This window comes from Nocardia violaceofusca NBRC 14427, from assembly GCF_963869435.1.
Taxonomy (GTDB): Bacteria; Actinomycetota; Actinomycetes; order Mycobacteriales; family Mycobacteriaceae; genus Nocardia; species Nocardia aobensis.
On record NZ_CAWMPM010000014.1, the window covers coordinates 17,677 to 35,611 of the forward strand.

Genomic DNA, 17,935 nt, shown 5'->3' on the forward strand with positions numbered 1-17,935 from the left:
ACCCGTCTCCTCCGTTGTCACCGTTCCCCCGTGACCCGCAGACAGCAACCTAACAGCACTCGGCAGTCAGTCGTCGCAACATGGTCGTGAAGGCCTTGCCCTCGGCCGATGCGGCCCAAACCGAGCGACCGAGAAAGTAGTTACGGTAAGCGATCCGGGCATTGCGCACCTGCCGACGAGGCGGAATCGTAAGAAAGTAATCGATTTCGGACAATTCGTAGACGATGTGCACGAGTGGGAAGAGGTCCGGCAAGACATCGCGCTCGACCCGATGCAGCGGCCGGATCTCGCCGTAACCCCGCAGGAACGCGGCGAGCTGCGCGGCCTGCACGCGGGCCGGGCCGCCCGCCGCGACCGAGAGCCAGTCGATCGCGAAGCGTTCGATCGCGGTGGCGATATCGAAGACGGCCACGGTCCGGTTCGCGAGACCGAAATCCAGGACGGTGGCGATCCCGCCGTCCGACCAGAGCAGGTTCGTGCCGTGCCAATCGTTGTGGGTCCACAGCGCGGGCAGGGTCGCGACCGCGGCGGACAGGTCGTCGACTGCCGGGCCGTCGGGGGCCGTATCCGCCGACGTGTGGCCATCGGCGTACTGCGCGACGATCGGTTCCCAGTCCGCTCGCCAGTGTCGCGCTGCCAGGAATCGGGCGACGGGCGGGCGGTGCGCGGCGTATCGCTCGATGCCGGCGATGGGATCGGTGCACAGCGCGGCCGAGAGCGAATGCGGCGGGCGCTCCGGTGCCTCGAATCCGGTGGCCGCCAGATGCAGGCGGGCCAGCATCGCGCCGGCCGCGGTCGCATCGGCGAGCGAGTGATACGGACTCCACGAGAAGTCGTCGCGATAGCGGTCCGCACCGATCCCGAGTTCCTGGATCTCGTAGGTGAACTCACCGTGCTGCTGTACGGATCGCACCCGCGGAATCGGGATGCCTTGTCCGCGAAGGTGATTCATGAACGCATATTCGGGAGCGAGGGTGCCGGGATCGCGCAGGGCCGAGGGCATCCGCTTCACCACCACGCGCGTGCCGTCGCCGAGGCGCACCCGCGCCGTGGCGGACAGCGGACGGCGGCTGTGCCATTCGATCACGAGAGCGCCGCCGGACTCGGCCCCGGTGGCGATATCGCCGCGGGCGGTGCCCATCCGGCCACGCGGAACCTCGGCCGTTTCCGCCAGCAGCGTTGTCAGCTCCCCGGTCGTCAGCGGCGGGAAATCGGGTGCGGCCGAACCGCTTTCCCCCATCGCGAAGACCGAATCAGCGGCGTTCGCGAAGTCACCGGACGGGGAGTTCATGCCCTGCAACTCACGACGTGCGCGCGCGCTCGCGGACGCCCCGCACACGTTCGAGACGGGCCAGCACACCGGTACACGCGGCCGCGGCCAGGAACGAATACAGGGACGCGGAGGACCACCAGCCCGGGTGCACACCGGCGATGTCCTGTACCCGCAGCCAGATCCGCGCCCACCAATCCACCGAGCCCGGATTGAGCACCTGGTACACCACGAAGCCCAGCAACCACGGCAGCAGCAGCAGCGGTCGGGCCGGAGCGGTTTCGGACAGATCCCACCCGCGCCGGCCGCGACCGAAGAAGTAGTCGACCACCAGCACCGCGCACAGCGGAACGAACACCGAGCCGATCAGCAGCAGGAAATTCGAGAATCCGGTGAAGTCGTGCACGCCCATCGCCAGCACGGTCGCGAGCGCACCCACCGCCGCGGCCAGGACGCGCCGATCCACGCGCGGCAACAGATTCTGCAGCGACATCGCGGTGGAGTACACATTGGCGAACGACTGATCCGATTCCCGCAGCACGAGCACCGCGAAGAACAGCCATCCGGCCGCGACGCCGAGGAAGGTGTCGAAGATCCGGTCCGGATCGCCGCCGGCCTGCAGCAGCGCGACGATGCCGAGCAGATAACACCAGGTCTGCGCGATCGAATAGCCGACCATCGTGGCTCCGGTGGCGGCGCGGGCGCCGCGAGCGTGCCGGGTGTAGTCGGCGGCCAGCGGCACGAACGACACCGCCACCGCCAGGGCGGTGTCCACGCCGGGGAAGAATCCGCTCCACGACGTGCCCGTCACCGGCGGCAGCGGTTGACGCAGGAACTGAATCGTGAACCAGCCCATGGCCACGGCCACCGCGACCGTCACGTACTTGCGCAGAATGTGCAGCACGTTCAACGGCCAGATCGCCATCGCGGTACACAGCACGCCGGCGCCGATGATCACCGCGCCGTGCGGCAGCTTCCCGTGCGTGAGGGCCGCGACCCCGCCCGCGATCACGGTCAGCTCGAACACGCCCCATCCGATGCACTGCACGATGTTGGCGACGGTCGGCACATACGAGAGCCGGGTGCCGAACAGTCCGCGGAAGTTCGCCATCGCGGGCGCGCCGGTGCGCGCGCCGACCGCACCGGCGGCCGCCACCATCGCGGTGCCCAGCACGGTGCCCACCGCGGTGGCGAGTACGGCCGCCGCCACCGGCAACTGCGGATGGCCGGCCGGCTGCAGCACGTAGAAGGCCCCGGTGAAGCCGATCAGGCTCACCCCGAGGTTGGCCCAGAACGCGGCCTGGTCCCCGAAGGACAGGGTGCGTGGCGGCGCGGTGGTCAGCAGCAGCGGGGCCTCGGCCGAGCGGTCTCCCGGCTGCTCGGGCAGAGTCGTCATAGCGGCATTCATGCTATCGGGATGTCCGGTGGAAATTCGCCCCCAGCTTCGCTCCGGCGCCCGGAGTCGGTAACCTCGTCCCGGATGGTTAGCGTCTCCACATCCGCCCGGCCGCTGCCGGAGCCTCGCGTGCCGGGAGCCCACCGCATCGGTCGGCTCGTCTGGCTGGTTCCGGTACTGCTGGTCGCCCTGAGCGTTTTCTGGCTGTTGCGGCCCAGCTGGCCGCTGCTGCCGATCAAGCGCGAATTCATCGACCTCCAGGTGTATCGCCTGGGCGTGCAGGCGATGTGGGACGGCGCCGATATGTACGGCAGCCTGCCGAAGACCACGCTCGGGATCAGCCTGCCGTTCATCTATCCGCCCTTCGCCGCGGTGGCGCTGGGACCGTTCGCGCTGCTGCCGTGGAATGCCGCGGCGATCAGTTTCTTCGTGGTTTCCACGCTGGCGCTGGCGATCACTCTCTATCTGGTGGCACGCCGGGTCTGGGGCAGCGGCGGCACCGAGGTGGTGCTGTGGGCGAGCGCCTGCGCGATTCCGCTGGGCATGCTGCTGGAACCGGTGCATTCGACGCTGGATTTCGGACAGGTCAATCTGCTGCTGATGGTGCTGGTCGCCGCGGACTGCCTGCCCAAACGCACTCGCTGGCCGCGCGGCATGCTGGTCGGCATCGCCGCGGCGATCAAACTGACACCGGCCGCGTTCGTCCTCTATTTCCTGGTGCGGCGTGACTATCGCTCGGCGATCACCGCGGCGATCACCGGTGCCGTCGCGAGCGGTATCGCCTTCGCCGTGATGCCGCACGAATCGGTGAAGTACTGGTTCGGCGGGATGGGCAATGTCTCCGGGCTCAGCGGTTCGGCCTTCCGGACCAATCAGTCGATCCAGGGCGTGCTCTCGCGCTTCCAGGTCCCCGAACCGGCCTTCACCGCCCTGTGGGCGCTGCTGAGTCTGGCGCTGCTGGTCCTGGTGGTGGCGGCGATGCGGCGCGCGGTGGCCGATCCGGCGCTCGCCCTGGCCTTCAATGCCGTCTTCACCCTGCTGGTTTCGCCGATTTCGTGGTCGCATCACTGGGTCTGGATCGCGCCGGGCCTGCTCGCCGCCGTCGGTGTGGCGACTCGGCTGCCGCGGCGGCCGGCGATGATCTGGTACGCGATCATCATCGCGACCGCGGTCGTGTTCACCATAGGCCCGCAGAACTGGGAACCCGGCGACAACAACCGCGAACTGGCCTGGACACCGTGGCAGCATCTGGTCGGCGACACCTATGTGTGGCTGAGCGTGCTGCTGGTCGCCCTGTACGTCGTGACCGGACCGCGGCCCACGACGCAGGAACCGCTGTTGCCCGCGTCGCTGCGTTCGCTGCGGACCAAGGTACCCACCGAGTCCTGAGTCCGACACGCCAGGCGCAATCGATCGGTAAATCTCCCGGCCACCGTCCGCCAACTGCGACCCGGTGACGGCGACACACCACCGGTGATTCCACAACACCCCGGTCACGCTGCATTTCCGTCGTACCGTAGATAAATATGGACGACAACACGCCGACCGCGGAAGGTGACGCCACCCGCCCGGATCGGCAGCTGATCCAGCGGCGAGAGCAAGCTTGGAGCAACTACCAGCGGGCGTGCGCCGAACTCGCCGGTACCCGGATCCGCGCCAATCTCGACGGATGGAAACGCTGGCTGCGCATCCTGCCGGGCGCGGCGGTCGATCAGGCCGAACGCCGCCGCGACGAGATCCGGGCCGAACTGGCCCGCCATTGCGTCGGGGCCGACGACCAGGTGTGGGGCGTGCTGTCGGGCGGCGACACCGGAACCTTCGGCGGCTGTTTCGGACTCGAGCACACCATCGGTCAGCTGGCCGAGCTCTACGGCAAGACCGACTCGCACTGGGTGCGCGCACTACGCGAGACGGCCCGCCGGACCACCGATATCCGGCCGCTCGCCGCCGACGGGGACCGTTCGGCCGTCAGCGATCTCACCGAGCGCGTGGTGCAAGCCGTCCGCATGGCGCCCGACGACGAGGCCCGGCGCCGGCTCACCGTCCACTTACCCGGCGAGGTGCGGCCGGTGCCCGCGGATCCGGCGGCGCTGGCCGAGAAACAGGGACCGGCAACGGTCCAGTTCGAGATCTATGCCAGCACGATCAAACTCGACCACATCGATGTGATTCCGCCGCTGCGCCGGATGGGCCTGGGCACCGCGACGCTGCGCCATCTGTGCCGGACCGCCGACGCGCACGGCATGCATATCGTCGCGCAGCTGGTGCCCACCTTCCGCGACGACGATTCGGCGGTCCCGATTCTGGCGCGCTGGTTCCGCGAACAGGGTTTCGAGGTGACCGAACGGCTGGGCGGGCGGGTCGTGCGGGCCCCCGCCAGCATCCGCTAGCCGGCCGTCGCGAACCTGGTGCCGCGTCCGATCACCTTGTGCGCGTGAGGAATTCACCGATCGCCGGGGCGAGTTCGGCGGCGACCGGATCGTTGCTCACGCCGGGCAGCTCCCGCAATTCGGCATTGGGGAGCACCTCGGCCATCTTCTTGGCTCCCTTGGTCAGCGCCGGAGCGGAGCGATCACCGATCAGCAGCAGCGTCGGCTGGGTGAGCGTGGCCCAATCCTCGGGCTGGATGGTCTGTCCGCGCGAAAACGGTTTCAGCACAGCGAAATCGTGGGCCGTCGAATCGGCGGTGGCGACCAGCTTCTTCCACACCGACGACATCCGCATCACCGCGACGACCAGTTCCGGCACGCCCATCACCTTGGTCATGTAATACCGGACCGCACCGCCGCGTTTGCCCGCCGCGATGCGCTCGCGCAGCTTCTCCTCCGCATCCTTGGGCGGCACGTGATCCTTCGGGTCGACCACGAACGGCGGTTCGAAGGCGACGACGTCGGTGACCCCCGTGATCGCGCCCGAGCGCGCGGCCAGCAGCGCCAGTATCGCGCCCGAACCCCAGCCGAACAGGGCGGCCGATCCGCCCTCGGCCTCGACCAGCGCGCGAATGTCGGCGATTTCGTTGGCGCTGTCGTAGACACCCGGGGAGTCCGCGCTGTCGCCGCGGCCGCGCCGGTCGTAGTTGAGCACGCGCAGGCCGTAGTTCTCCGCCAGCGCCTGCGCCAGCTCGACGGTGTTGGGGACCTCCCGATAACCGAACGCGCCGCTGATCAGCACGACGGTTCCCGCACTACCGGAACCGATCCGGTCGAAGGCGATGGTGGTGCCGTCCTGCGACGTCACGGTCTGCATGTCCTACTCCTTCGCGGGCCGGGGTTCGGTTCGAAAGTACGCGATGGGTTCGCGAGCACCGGCAGGGCCGGTCGGTAGGCTCGCACGGACAGTATTCACGGGCGAGGGGGTGCACTGGTGACGATCATCGCCGGACCGCACGGACTGCCGCGCATCAGCGGATTTCCGAGTTCGGATTTCGATCCCGGCTCGGACAAGTGGTCGGGTGTCGCCATCGGCGAGGACCGCATCCGGGCACTGGCCATCGGCGCGTACTACGGCCGCAGCTGGAGCTCCTACAACGACACCGTCGCCTTTCAGCCCGAACACCCCGGAAGTTCGGAGACCCGGCGCGAATCCACCATCGAGGGCCTGCACGAATCGTGGGGTGTCGACAACGCCGAGGATGCGCGCGACACCATCGGCCGGCTGCTGAGCGGGATGCACGCACCGTTGTTCGCGATGGTGCATCCGCTGGCGACCGCGGCCGCTCAGGACACCACCCGCGTCGACCGCACCGGCCTCGCCGACAGCCACCGCGAATTCCTGCACACCGTGTCCGAGGTGCGCGGCTATCGCGGTGTCAACGGGATCGACCGCGACTACGACGCCTGGTTGCAGGCCATCAAATTCGGCATCGTCGATCGGCTGCCGCAGCCGCTGAACACCGACGCGACCGCCTGGGACCTCTCGCGCATCGTGTTCATCGCCCGGGCCGCGCACACCGCCGGATATCTGGACGAGGACGAGGCGTGGACGCTGCTGGGCCGCGCGCTCGCCAAAGCCCAGCAGCACTACCGCAATTGGCGGCAATTCGCGGCCGGCTTCCTCACCGGCGCCATCTTCTGGGCGGCCACCCAGGACCTCGCCGCGGCCAAGGAGCAGGTCGACGAGCGCCGCTGGATGATCCGCGGACTGCTGATGCGCCCGTCGAGTCCGTGGCGGCGGGTGGCGCTGCATCCGGGCGCGCCGGTGTTCGGGCTCTCCCCGTTCCACTGAGAGGTTCCACTGAGAGGCGGCTACTGCGGGGCGGTTACTGCGGCATCGCGCGCAGAATGCCGACGCCCTCCCATTTGAACTGCTCGGTGTCGACCATGCCGAGTTTGCGCCGCTCCACCAGCAACTGCCATTCGCCGAACAGGTCCAGCGAGGACGGGCGCGCCATCACGATCGAGCCGTCGACATGTTCGATCTCGCAGGCCAGCCGCACGGCGCCGTCGACGCGCAGCAGATCCTCGGCCTCGGTGGAGACGAATTCCAGATCCGTATTGCCGTCCGAAATGCGCAGCGTCGCCACCGATCCGGGCGGCGCCGCCACATCGGTGCGATCCAGCGCGGCCACCGGGAACTCGTAGGTCGCCCCGGCCGAGACGAACAACAGCCGCAGGGTGGTGATCACGACCAGCCCCGGCGCCCCGCGATGACCGCACGGCGCGCATTCGAGGACGTATTCGTCCGGGCGGGCGTAGGCGTGCAGGGCCGCCAGCTCGCGCGCGCACAGTTCCGGTGTGCGCATCCGCTCGGCCGCACGCGACACATCGGGGCGGATCGGACCGTACTGCCCCGGAACCGGCCGGGGCGGAGCCAGATTCGGCCGCTGCCGCACGATCCGTCGCATCTCGAGCAGATCGTCGCCGATCGCGCGGACGAGTGTGGCCGCCTGCGTGAATACCTCGGATTCGAGGAAGATCGTCGCCGGATTACGCCGGGTGGCAACGTTTTTGATCACATAGTCCGGCGCCCGGAAATACAGCAGGATCAGCAGGTCACCGCTGTCGGCTTCGGCGAGGCAGGCGTCGCGCAGATCGCAGACCCGCACATCCATGGCGACATCGTCGTCGACGCCCAGCGGTGTGGTGGTGATCCGCCCGTCGGCATATCTGACCGCGGTCCGACGCCCCCACACCTCCAGCACTGCCGCATCCTCCCCACTCCGACCCGGTGAGACCTCATCGGGGACGGATTCTACCGAGAGACCCCCTCGTTCCGGGTATCCGGGAACGCCGATCAGAGGTTACCGGCGAACATGCTCGCGAGGCCGGTGGCGGTCGCCACGGCGGCGCTGCCCGTACTGAGTGCGGCGATGAGAAGTGCGATGATCACGGTCCCGACCTTTCGATATGGTGCATACGCTCGAAACGTACTGCGGCCCAAGGCTCTTCACCAGCGCCCGGGCGCGATTCACGGCAACCTCCCCGCCCATCGACAGCACATTGCCAGCAAGGCCGGCGCCGCGGTGTGTCGCCCGGGATCGCCGGTCCGGCGCGACACGCGAACCGGATGAGCGTGTCCGGCCCGTGAACTGGAATGGCACACTGGCCGAATGCTCGGTGTACAACCGGAGACCACCGAAATCGCGGAGCCGACCGTCCCACGGCGGGTGATCCGTTATGCCGTGCGGTTCGCCTACCTGGCGGCCCTGGCCGTGGCCCTGATCACCGGAGCACTTCCCGGTGGCCGCGTCCAGGAGGCGGCATGGATGATCGGCGGGGTCCTCGCCTTCACCATCGATCGGCCCTGGCGCCAGCACATCCGGGTACTGACCGACTGGCTGCCGCTGATCGCGGCGCTCATGGTCTACGACTACACCCGCGACCTCGCCGACAAACTCGGCATGCCGCTGCGCATGCACGAACTCGTCGACATCGACCGCTGGATGTTCGGCGGCACCGTGCCGACGATCTGGTTGCAGGACCATCTGGCCGGCGACGGTCAGCCCTGGTGGACACCGATCATCGGCGTCGTCTACACGACCCACTTCATCCTGCCCTGGGCCGTCGCGGCGATCTTCTACGTCTACTCCCGGCCGCTGTGGGTCCGGTACATGCGCCGGATTCTGCTGCTGTCGTATCTGGCGCTGGTCACCTACGTGCTGGTGCCCGCGGCGCCGCCCTGGTACGCCGGGCGCGAAGGAGCCATCCCGGAACACGTCCGCCGCATATCCGGTTTCGGGCTCGGCGTGGTCGATCCCGATGTGAGCGCGCAATGGCTCGAGGATCACGGCAACTACTTCGCGGCCGTGCCGTCACTCCATACGGCGTTCTCGGTGCTGGTGGCCGCCACGCTGTGGCCGCTGACGCGACAGTGGTGGCTGCGCGCGATCCTGGTGGTCTATCCGTGCGCGATGGGCTTCACTCTCGTCTACGGCGGCGAGCACTGGGTCTTCGATGTGCTGCTCGGCGGTGTGTACACCGCGGTCACGATCCTGATCACCCGCATGTGGGAGAACTGGCGGGCCGGCCGGGCCCTGCTCGGTCCGCTCCCCGAGGTCGGCCGCGGTGACGGGCCGCGGACGACCCCGGCGGCGGCATCGCGGGCGAACGGCGCCGAACTCGACCCGGTGTGACGAGCGTCTCTCCGCTTCGCGCTCTGTGGAACAGCCGCAGGTCGTTCCCTGTTTCTCGCGGCTATCGCCGCACTTCGGAGCGGAAAATCGGGTGCTCGCGTGCGCGATGCGCCGGAATACTTGCGCGACACCGATGAGTTGAGTGGGTCACGGTCGTCAGGTCTGGTGTGGCGTTCGAGGCACAGACGGTGACTCGACGTCGGTCAGACATTCCGCGTTCGCGACACCCGGAGGTACAGATGCCCGCCGAACCAGTCCATCGCCCGGCTGGACGAAGAACCCCCGCGGTGATCCGGCTGCTGGTCCTCGCGACGTTCGTGGTGATCCTCAACGAGACCATCATGATCAACGCGATCCCCCGCCTGATGACCGATCTGCACGTCACCGAGCGGTCCGCGCAGTGGGTGTCGACCGCGTTCATGCTCACGATGGCGGCCGTCATCCCCGTCACCGGATGGTTCCTGCAACGCGTCACCACCCGCCGCGCCTATGCGCTCGCGATGGGCGTCTTCCTCGCCGGCACTCTCTTGTCGGCCGCGGCGCCGTCGTTCGCGATCCTGCTGGTCGGGCGCGTCGTACAGGCCGGCGGCACCGCCGTGATGATGCCGCTGCTCATGACGACCCTGATGACCGTGGTGCCCGAACACGACCGCGGCCGCGTCATGGGTAACGTCACCCTCGCCATCTCGGTCGCTCCCGCCATGGGTCCGGTCATCTCCGGTCTGGTGCTCCAGATCGGTTCCTGGCGTTGGCTTTTCCTGCTGGTACTGCCCATCGCCGGCACGGTGACCTTCTTCGGCCTGCGCAAACTGGAGAACGTCGGCGAACCGGAGAGCGGCGCGATCGATTGGGCCAGTGTCGTTTTCGCGGCCCTGGGCTTCGGCAGCCTGGTCTACGGCCTCAGCAGGTTCGAGGTCGGCAACATCGTGATCCCGGCGCTGATCGTCGCGGCCGGTGTGGCCTTCATCGCGGTGTTCGCGGCCCGGCAGATCCGCCTGCAACGCACCGGCTCTCCCCTGATGGATCTGCGAATCCTGTTGTCCGGCACCTACACCAAGGCGCTGGTGCTGATGGCGGTCGCCTTCCTGGCGATGATGGGCTCGATGATCCTGCTGCCGCTGTACCTGCAGAACCTGCGCTCGCTCTCGCCGCTGGAAACCGGTCTGCTGGTGATGCCGGGCGGGCTGGCGATGGGTCTGCTGGGGCCGACGATCGGTCGGCTGTTCGACCGTTTCGGCGGGCGCATGCTGGTGATTCCCGGCGCGATCGGCATCACCGCGGCCCTGGCCGGTTTCACTCGCATCTCGCTGACCATGCCGTACTGGCAGCTGCTGGCGCTGCACATTCTGCTGATGGTGTCGCTGGCCGCGGCCTTCACCCCGGTCTTCACCCTGGGCCTGGGCGCGCTGCCGCAGCATCTGTACTCGCACGGCAGCTCGATGCTCGGCACCCTGCAGCAGGTGGCCGCGGCCTTCGGCACCGCCCTGGTGGTGACGGTGATGACCGCCCGCGCCACCACGCTCACCGACCGCGGGATCGAACCGCTCGTCGCCCATCTGTCGGGTATGCGGCTGGCCTTCGCGATATCCGCCGGCCTGGCGGTGATCGTGATCGTGATGGCGGTGCTGCTGCCCAACCGCTCGGCCTCGTCGGAGGCGGTCGTCCTCGATTCCGAGGACGTCGAGGACCCCGAGATGGTCCGCGGCTGACCACGGACCCAAACGCCCGCGAGACCGGCTGCCGGTCTCGCGGGCGTTGCCGTGTTCAGCCGCGATCAGGACCGGGGCTGACCGGCACCGACAGCGGTCCCACCGTGAAGAACGAAGGGGTGTAAGGGATTTCGGCCGGATCGACGGCCAGTGTCAGATCGGGGAACCGGCGATACAGGCTCGACAACCCGAGCCGGCCTTCCAGCCGGGCCAGTGGTGCGCCGATGCAGTAGCGCGGTCCGTGGCCGAATCCGAGATGCGGCCGCGGCGGGCGGGTGATGTCGAATTCGCCGGCGGTGTCACCGTGGTACGCGGTGTCCACTCCGGTCGCCTGGTAGACCACACCGACCGCATTGCCCTTCGGAATCGGCACCCCGTCGATGGTCACGTCCGCCAGCGTGAATCGGAAACTCGTCATCATCACCGAGTGCCGATAGCGCAGCGTCTCCTCCACCACGTCGGCCCACCGATCTTCCGCCTTCACCAAGGCCAGCTGGTCGGGGTGCCGGCCCAGCGCGACCACCGCGTTCCCGAGCAGGTAGACGGTGGTTTCGTGGCCGGCGATCAGCATCAGCCACAGCACGGCGACCAGTTCGTCGGTGGTGAGCCGGTCGCCCTCGTCGCGTGCCCGGACCAGATCGGAGGTCAGATCGTCGCCGGGCTCGCGTTGTTTGCGTTCGACCAGCTCGTAGAGGTAGCCGCGCAGCGCCACCTGCGTCGAGAACGCCTCCTCGGCCGAAATCTCCTGCGACAGTGAGGTCAACGTCCACTGCCGCAGCTGCGCCCGCTCCGATTCGGGTACACCGAACAACTCGCTGATCACCGCCATCGGCAGCGCGTCGCAGAACGCGGGCACCAGATCGACCCGATCACCCGCGGCCGCCACACCGTCGAGCAGGCCGTCGATGATCGCCTGGATCCGCGGTTCCAGAGCCCGGACCCGGGCCGGCGTGAAGCCCTTGCCGACCAAGCCGCGCAATCGCCGATGATCGGCGCCGTCCTTGGTCGACAGATGGTCGCCCTGCACGATCGCCCGGAACGGCCAGTCCTCGGGGATCGACCCGTCGTAGAGCGCGGGCCAGTGTTTCGGATCCCGGGCGAAGGTCTTGTTGTCGCCCGCGAGGATCTCCTCGACCGCCCGATGGGAGAGCGCGAGATAGGCCGGAACGCCGCCCGGGAAGTCGACTTCGACCACCGGAGCGGTCTTGCGTAGGCGGAGGCAGGTATCGAGGGGACGTTCGTTCGCATCGGGAAAAGCAGGTCGGTTCGTCATCACGGAACCCTTCGACTGTCGACGTGACTGCGCACGCGCGGGATGAGACCTGTTGCCCGCGAAATCATCTCAGAGTGCCGCCGCGGCCGGGCCGAGTCGGGCACCAGCCGTGGGGAGAGTGCGCACCACGGCGCGAAGGCGACGCGGCGGCGGTCTTGAATTAGAACGTGTTCTATATTCGAGGGACCGTTCCGGCCATCCTCGGGAGTTGACGACATGTACAAGTGGTCCGACGAAGATCTGATGCTTCGCGACGCCGTGCGCGGCTTCATCAAGAAGGAAATCGAACCGCATGTCGACCGGCTCGAGAGCGGCGCGCTGCCGCCGTTCGACATCATCCGCAAGCTGTATGCCACCTTCGGCCTCGACGAGATGGCGCGCGAGGGGCTGGCGAAATCCCTGGCTCGCGAGGAAGCCGGAACGCCGGGCAAGTCCGGCGGTTTCAGCGGGTCCGGCAGTATGGGCGTCATCCTCAACAGCGAGCTGGCCGGAGTGAGCCTGGGCCTGGTCGCGTCGATGGGCGTGAGCCTGGGCCTGGCCGTCGGCACCATTCGCAGCCGCGGCACCCTCGCGCAGAAGAAGCGCTGGCTGCCGGAGCTGGTGACGTTCGAGAAGGTCGGGGCCTGGGCGATCACCGAACCCGATTCCGGCTCCGACGCATTCGGGGGTATGAAGTCCTACGTCCGCCGCGATGGCGAGGACTACATCCTCAACGGCCGCAAAACCTTCATCACCAACGGTCCGTACGCCGACGTGACCGTCGTCTACGCCAAACTAGACGAGGAGGACGGCACCGACCGGCGCGACCGCAAGGTGCTGACCTTCGTCCTCGACAAGGGCATGCCCGGTTTCGTGCAGAGTGCGCCGTTCAAGAAGATGGGCATGAATTCGTCTCCCACCGGCGAGCTGGTCTTCGACAACGTCCGCCTGACGCCCGACCGCCTGCTCGGCGAGACCGAGACTCCCGCCAAGGGCGACGGCAAGGACAGCGCGAAGGAATCCTTCGCCGCCGAACGCATCGGCATCGCCTCGCTGGCACTGGGCATCATCAACGAATGCCACCGGCTCTGTGTCGATTACGCGAAATCGCGCACGCTGTGGGGTAAGGAGATCGGCCAGTTCCAGCTCATCCAGCTCAAGCTCGCCGAGATGGAGATCGCCCGGATCAATGTGCAGAACATGGTCTTCAACGCCATCGAACGCACTGCCGCCGGCGAATCCGTCTCCCTCGCCGAAGCATCCGCGATGAAGCTCTACTCCTCCCGCGCCGCCACCGAGGTCGCCATGGAAGCCGTCCAGCTGTTCGGCGGCAACGGATACATGGCCGAGTACAAGGTGGAACAGCTTGCCCGCGACGCGAAGTCGCTGATGATCTACGCGGGCAGCAACGAGATCCAGGTGACGCATATCGCCAAGGGCTTGTTGAACGGCTGAACTTTTCGTGCAAACCTGCGACGGAATGCGAGAAACCCGCACAATCAGGCGAGGTTTGCACGACCAGTTCACCTCCCGGCTCCGGTTCGAGTCCGCCCCCGGCCGATCTGTCCGGTTCAGATGCGCTGGTCCGCGAGCTGCAACACCAGGCAGGCGACGGCCAGGGGCAGGAACAGCCCCACAGCCAGATAGAAGGTCTGCGCATAGTCGGCGACACGGATGTGGGTATAGACCGCGCAGACGAAGTAGAGCACCAGGCCGATCGCGGCGGCCGTACCTACGTACGGCACCCCGAGCACACCCAGCAACAGCCCGGCCGCACCCGCGAGTTTCATGGTGCCGATCGGGAAGGTGAGCCACGACTGCGGAATTCCGGCGGTCTCCATCGCGGGCGCCAATGTGGCCATGACCGGGGTGAATCGGGTGACGGCGGCGACCCCGGAGAAGGTGTTGGCGGCGATGGTGACGAGCATGACGGTCAGATAGGCGACGTACATCAGGGCCTCGCTCGATCGATAACTAATACGGTTTCCCAATTATATCGTTCTCGTACGATATGAGATAGAGTGGATCCGTACCCGAGCAGATATCGGCCGCGCCCAACCGCTCCTCATCGCCCTGGAACGCGCCGGCCGGATTACCGGCGAGGTGCTCGACATCGGGTGCGGCCCGGGAGACACCGCCGTCCACCCGGCCGAACGCGGCTACCGAGTGACCGGTGTCGACATCGCCCCCACCGCGATCGACCAGGCCCGCACCCGCGCCGCGGGCCACGACCTCCCGGTCACCTTCCCCGTCGCCGACCCCGCCACCCTCGCGGGCTACGACAACCGCTTCGACACGATGGTGAGCAGCGCCCTCTTCCACTGCCTCTCCCCGCCCCAGCGCCGCTCCCACATCTCCGCCCTCGCCCGAGTAACGAAGCCAGGCGGCCACTTCATCCAATTCAGCTTCGCCGCAACAGAACACGCGCGCCTTTACGCGCCCTACCCGCTCTTCGAATCCGAGCTACGCAGCGACTTCACCACACCGGACTGGAACATCACGACCCTGAGGCCGGAGTACATCGAGGCAGTGAATCCACGGGAGAGGATCCGAGAATTGTTTGCTTCCAAGGGTTTTCATCCGGCGACAGACGAGGCGGCCGGGCTACGACTGCCCGTCCACCTACTGGAGGCTCAGCGGGTATAGCCGATCCGCTCGCCGCCACCACGGCAGAAGGCGTGGTCGAGGATCCGGCAGCCGCAGGATCAGATCGCCTGCAGGGCAGTACTGGACGGCCGGCCACCGCCCCCACGGCACACCGGAAGCCGAGTTGCCGGCCGACCTCCCGAACGCCGGCCACCGCCCCCACCATGGCACGCTCGATCGAGGTGCCGGCGGGCGTCGCCGATGCACGCCCACCACCGCGGCGCGCTCGGCCGGCTTCCCGGCGGGCATCGCCGAAGGTCCGAAGTGGTCGAAGGACCATCAGCGAGCTCCCGAGTCGGCGGCTTATCTCGTCTCGAACGACTCTCGCGAGCAGCGGAATCCAGTCGGGGCAGCCGAGACGACTCCCGGCCTCCATGTCGCCCTCGCTCAGTGGGAGTCCCGGGCCGCCTGTTCGATCACCCCGGCCACCACCTCGGGGTGGGAGACCGCGACGGAATGCGATGCGGCTACCTCGGTTACATGGGCGTGCGCGCGTTCGGCCATGAAGCGCTGGGCCGCCACCGGGATGTTCTTGTCCTCGGTCGTGATCACATCCCAGCTCGGCTTCTCGGTCCACGCGGCGACCGTGGCCTGCTCCTCCAGCGCGGACTGCGCGATCGGCCGCTGGGTCGCCGCCATCAGGGCGGCGCGGTCCGAGGCGACGTCGGCGGCGAACTGGTCGCGGAACTTGTCCTGCTGAATGTAGAGGTCGGTGCCGCTGCTGCCGTCGATGTTCGTGACCGGCACCGGATTCAAGGTGCCGGGCAACGTGGAGCCCGGGAACCGATTGGTCAGCCCGAGTGCCGTCTCCCCCGGCGCCGGCAGGAACGCCGCCACATAGACCAGCCCCTTGACCTGATCATTCCCAGCACTCGCCGCGCTGATCACAGAACCACCGTAGGAGTGCCCGACCAGAATCACCGGCCCGTTGATATGGCTGATCAAGCCGCGCAAACCGGTGGTGTCGGCGGCAGGACCGCGCAGCGGATTCGCCGCGGCGACAACCGAATAGTGTTCACCGCGCAGCTTCTCGATGACACCGTCCCAACTGGAGGCGTCCGCGAACGCGCCGTGCTCCAGCACGATCGTCGGCTTCGGCGCATCCTCGCCGGGCCCCGCCTGGGATGTCGTTTCGGCGGCGCAGGCAACGGCCACACTCCCCGCGACGACAACCGCCGCGACCGCCGAAACCGTCCGGACAACGCGCCGCCGCGTGCGGCCACGTCCGACTACGACCATGTGATTACGCCCTTCGAACAAGTGGTGCGGATACGGGTTCCACTGTGCGAGGCGGGCCCGTCGCCAGGCATCCGTCAGATGACGCTGTCGGCGACGTAATCGGAGCCGACGCGAGTGATTACGTCGTCATCAGCGTCATGCGACGGATGTCGCGACCGGATCCCCGGACGACAGTGAAGTTCTGTTCGTTCCCAACCGAGGAGAATCCGATGAGCACCCTTGCCGTCACGAAACCCGAACGCGCCGCCCTGATTCGGCTGTACCTCGGCCGCGGCGTCCTCGCCGTCGCATGGGCGGCCGTCTTCGCCGCAGCGCACGAAACCCTCGACGCCCTCGCCGTCGGCCTGCTGGTCGCCTACCCGTTGATCGACGCCGTCTCCTCGCTGATCGACTACAAGGCGACCGACGCCGGCCCCGAACGTCGTGTCACCGCCTTCAACGCCACCCTGAGCACGCTGGCCGCCGTCGCGGCCGGGACCGCCGCAGTCACCGGCGGCGTAGCCGCAACCCTCGCCACCTTCGGCGCGTGGGCGGTCCTCTCCGGTGCGGCCCAGGTCGCCGTCGGCCTGTACCGTCGTGGTCCCGAACTCGGCAAACAGTGGCCGATGCTCATCGCCGGTGGCCTGTCGTTCCTGGTCGGCATGTTCTACATCGGCCAATCCCTGGGTGACGCACCGAGTTTGGACGTGCTGTCGGTGTACGCGACGGGCGGTGGCGTGTTCTTCATCGTCCAGGCCGGACTGCTGGCCCGGAAGGGACGCTCGACTTCGCTCGCCGGATGATCATCCACGACAGCGGCCACACCCTCGCCCACGTATCCGCAGCCGACGCCCCGGATACGTGGGCAGTCGTGCGCTCGGGTGCGGGCGGAGAGATCTTGCACCGCCCCGCGGATCATGAGCGCGTTCCGGCGGACCAACGAGCCGCAGTCGTGATGGGATGGACGCTCCTATCTGCGGCTTCTGCGCCGACGCCGAATCACCCGCACGGCCTCCTCGACGCACGCGTCGAGGTACGAGTACACATCGGCGGCGGCATATCGCAACACGAACCAGCCGGCGCCCAACAGCGCGTTCTGCCGCCGCCGATCACGACGGAAGGTCAGCGAATCACTGTGGAATTCACGACCGTCGATCTCGATGATCGTTCGCGACCGTTCATCGACGAGGTCGCCGACGTACTGTCCGATCGGCTGATTCGGCAGCAGATGAAGACCGCGCCGCGCCAGCGCGAGCGAACAACCGTTCCGGCTCCGAGGCCGCATCGAATGCGGCGCAACGTAATTGCTCACGCAAATGCGGCGAGCCGTACTGTCCGGTGGTCAGGCCCGACAACGCGGATGCCACCGCGCGGGCATGATTGTCGACCATGCGGCCCGCCTCGGCGTCCGGCAGGATCGGCACACAATCGAGCAACGTGCGAGCCCGGGTGGTCACGGGAAGCCCCCAGACCTCATCGATCGAATCGGGTCGTAATTCGCGGCGGCTCAACCGAAGCCACTCCGGTGTGGCTCGATACCGGCCCCGGGGCACAGTCGCTTCGACCGATTCGGGTTCCGGCAACATATCCCACAGCCACGCCGCGGTGCGATGACTCAACACCGCCTCGGGCAACCAGGCGAGCACGGCCTCACACCTGGTGCGCTGGGTAACCGTCCCGACCGCATAGATCCCCGGCAACACGCGCGCATATTGCCCGCGGCGACAGCGAGCGGCAATCGCGGCCGCCGAAACTTCGCGCATCAGTTCCGCCCTCGTTCGAATCACGGATACCGATGATTCCGGGCGGTCGACAGTGCACCCCGAAGCTCACCTGGGCGAACGACAAACCTGTGGATCAGTGCGGGCCTGTG

At 67.7% G+C, this 17,935-nt stretch carries 16 protein-coding genes; 8 read left to right on the top strand and 8 right to left on the bottom strand.

Features of this window, described 5'->3' with window-relative positions; translation table 11 throughout:
* Positions 1 to 49 precede the first annotated feature (49 nt).
* Together AC5592_RS13815 and AC5592_RS13820 are read right to left on the bottom strand one after the other, a co-directional pair.
* Positions 50 to 1,291: a phosphotransferase enzyme family protein gene (locus AC5592_RS13815; RefSeq protein ID WP_157121842.1), complete on the bottom strand. Its 1,242-nt coding sequence runs from the start codon at positions 1,289 to 1,291 to the stop codon at positions 50 to 52.
* Between the two features lie 10 nt (positions 1,292 to 1,301).
* A complete protein-coding gene (locus AC5592_RS13820; protein ID WP_198163827.1) occupies positions 1,302 to 2,666 on the bottom strand; it encodes a purine-cytosine permease family protein in 1,365 nt (454 codons plus the stop codon).
* Positions 2,667 to 2,750: 84 nt separating this feature from the next.
* On the opposite strand from AC5592_RS13820, the gene AC5592_RS13825 reads away from it, so the two are divergent.
* Both AC5592_RS13825 and AC5592_RS13830 read left to right on the top strand, forming a co-directional pair.
* The gene (locus AC5592_RS13825) at positions 2,751 to 4,055 is read left to right on the top strand and encodes a glycosyltransferase 87 family protein (RefSeq protein ID WP_084506652.1); all 1,305 of its coding nucleotides are present in this window, start codon (positions 2,751 to 2,753) and stop codon (positions 4,053 to 4,055) included.
* 137 nt (positions 4,056 to 4,192) lie between these two features.
* On the top strand, positions 4,193 to 5,056 hold the full coding sequence (locus AC5592_RS13830) for an N-acetyltransferase (RefSeq protein WP_063064419.1): 864 nt from the start codon (positions 4,193 to 4,195) through the stop codon (positions 5,054 to 5,056).
* A 31-nt stretch (positions 5,057 to 5,087) separates the two neighbouring features.
* Here AC5592_RS13830 and AC5592_RS13835 read toward each other — a convergent pair whose 3' ends face one another.
* A complete protein-coding gene (locus AC5592_RS13835) occupies positions 5,088 to 5,912 on the bottom strand; it encodes an alpha/beta fold hydrolase (protein ID WP_036505122.1) in 825 nt (274 codons plus the stop codon).
* Positions 5,913 to 6,029: 117 nt separating this feature from the next.
* On the opposite strand from AC5592_RS13835, the gene AC5592_RS13840 reads away from it, so the two are divergent.
* A complete protein-coding gene (locus tag AC5592_RS13840; protein ID WP_063064420.1) occupies positions 6,030 to 6,890 on the top strand; it encodes a DUF1266 domain-containing protein in 861 nt (286 codons plus the stop codon).
* Between the two features lie 34 nt (positions 6,891 to 6,924).
* Here the strand turns inward: AC5592_RS13840 and AC5592_RS13845 are convergent, their stop codons facing one another.
* Positions 6,925 to 7,806: a hypothetical protein gene (locus AC5592_RS13845; protein ID WP_063064421.1), complete on the bottom strand. Its 882-nt coding sequence runs from the start codon at positions 7,804 to 7,806 to the stop codon at positions 6,925 to 6,927.
* Between the two features lie 408 nt (positions 7,807 to 8,214).
* Here AC5592_RS13845 and AC5592_RS13850 point away from each other — a divergent pair, with 408 nt between their 5' ends.
* Together AC5592_RS13850 and AC5592_RS13855 are read left to right on the top strand one after the other, a co-directional pair.
* Positions 8,215 to 9,237 carry a phosphatase PAP2 family protein gene (locus AC5592_RS13850; protein WP_063820422.1) on the top strand — a complete coding sequence of 341 codons (1,023 nt, stop codon included), beginning with the start codon at positions 8,215 to 8,217 and terminating at the stop codon, positions 9,235 to 9,237.
* A 239-nt stretch (positions 9,238 to 9,476) separates the two neighbouring features.
* Positions 9,477 to 10,946 (top strand): MDR family MFS transporter, encoded by a 1,470-nt coding sequence (locus AC5592_RS13855; protein ID WP_036505124.1) that lies wholly within the window; start codon positions 9,477 to 9,479, stop codon positions 10,944 to 10,946.
* 55 nt (positions 10,947 to 11,001) lie between these two features.
* Here the strand turns inward: AC5592_RS13855 and AC5592_RS13860 are convergent, their stop codons facing one another.
* The gene (locus AC5592_RS13860) at positions 11,002 to 12,219 is read right to left on the bottom strand and encodes a cytochrome P450 family protein (RefSeq protein WP_084506656.1); all 1,218 of its coding nucleotides are present in this window, start codon (positions 12,217 to 12,219) and stop codon (positions 11,002 to 11,004) included.
* 216 nt (positions 12,220 to 12,435) lie between these two features.
* Between AC5592_RS13860 and AC5592_RS13865 the strand changes: the two genes are divergently transcribed.
* Positions 12,436 to 13,653, top strand: a complete 1,218-nt coding sequence (locus tag AC5592_RS13865) for an acyl-CoA dehydrogenase family protein (protein WP_036505128.1) — start codon at positions 12,436 to 12,438, stop codon at positions 13,651 to 13,653.
* A 116-nt stretch (positions 13,654 to 13,769) separates the two neighbouring features.
* Here AC5592_RS13865 and AC5592_RS13870 read toward each other — a convergent pair whose 3' ends face one another.
* Positions 13,770 to 14,150 (bottom strand): DoxX family protein, encoded by a 381-nt coding sequence (locus tag AC5592_RS13870; protein WP_063064423.1) that lies wholly within the window; start codon positions 14,148 to 14,150, stop codon positions 13,770 to 13,772.
* Positions 14,151 to 14,241: 91 nt separating this feature from the next.
* Between AC5592_RS13870 and AC5592_RS13875 the strand changes: the two genes are divergently transcribed.
* Complete coding sequence (locus tag AC5592_RS13875; RefSeq protein WP_269750187.1) at positions 14,242 to 14,844, top strand: class I SAM-dependent methyltransferase; 603 nt, start codon at positions 14,242 to 14,244, stop codon at positions 14,842 to 14,844.
* 387 nt (positions 14,845 to 15,231) lie between these two features.
* On the opposite strand, the gene AC5592_RS13880 is transcribed toward AC5592_RS13875, so the two are convergent.
* Entirely contained in the window at positions 15,232 to 16,083 is an 852-nt protein-coding gene (locus tag AC5592_RS13880) for an alpha/beta fold hydrolase (protein WP_063064426.1), read from the bottom strand.
* Between the two features lie 209 nt (positions 16,084 to 16,292).
* Here AC5592_RS13880 and AC5592_RS13885 point away from each other — a divergent pair, with 209 nt between their 5' ends.
* The gene (locus AC5592_RS13885) at positions 16,293 to 16,865 is read left to right on the top strand and encodes a hypothetical protein (RefSeq protein WP_063064427.1); all 573 of its coding nucleotides are present in this window, start codon (positions 16,293 to 16,295) and stop codon (positions 16,863 to 16,865) included.
* Between the two features lie 167 nt (positions 16,866 to 17,032).
* Here the strand turns inward: AC5592_RS13885 and AC5592_RS13890 are convergent, their stop codons facing one another.
* Positions 17,033 to 17,374 (bottom strand): endonuclease domain-containing protein, encoded by a 342-nt coding sequence (locus AC5592_RS13890; protein WP_084506660.1) that lies wholly within the window; start codon positions 17,372 to 17,374, stop codon positions 17,033 to 17,035.
* Positions 17,375 to 17,935: the final 561 nt, after the last annotated feature.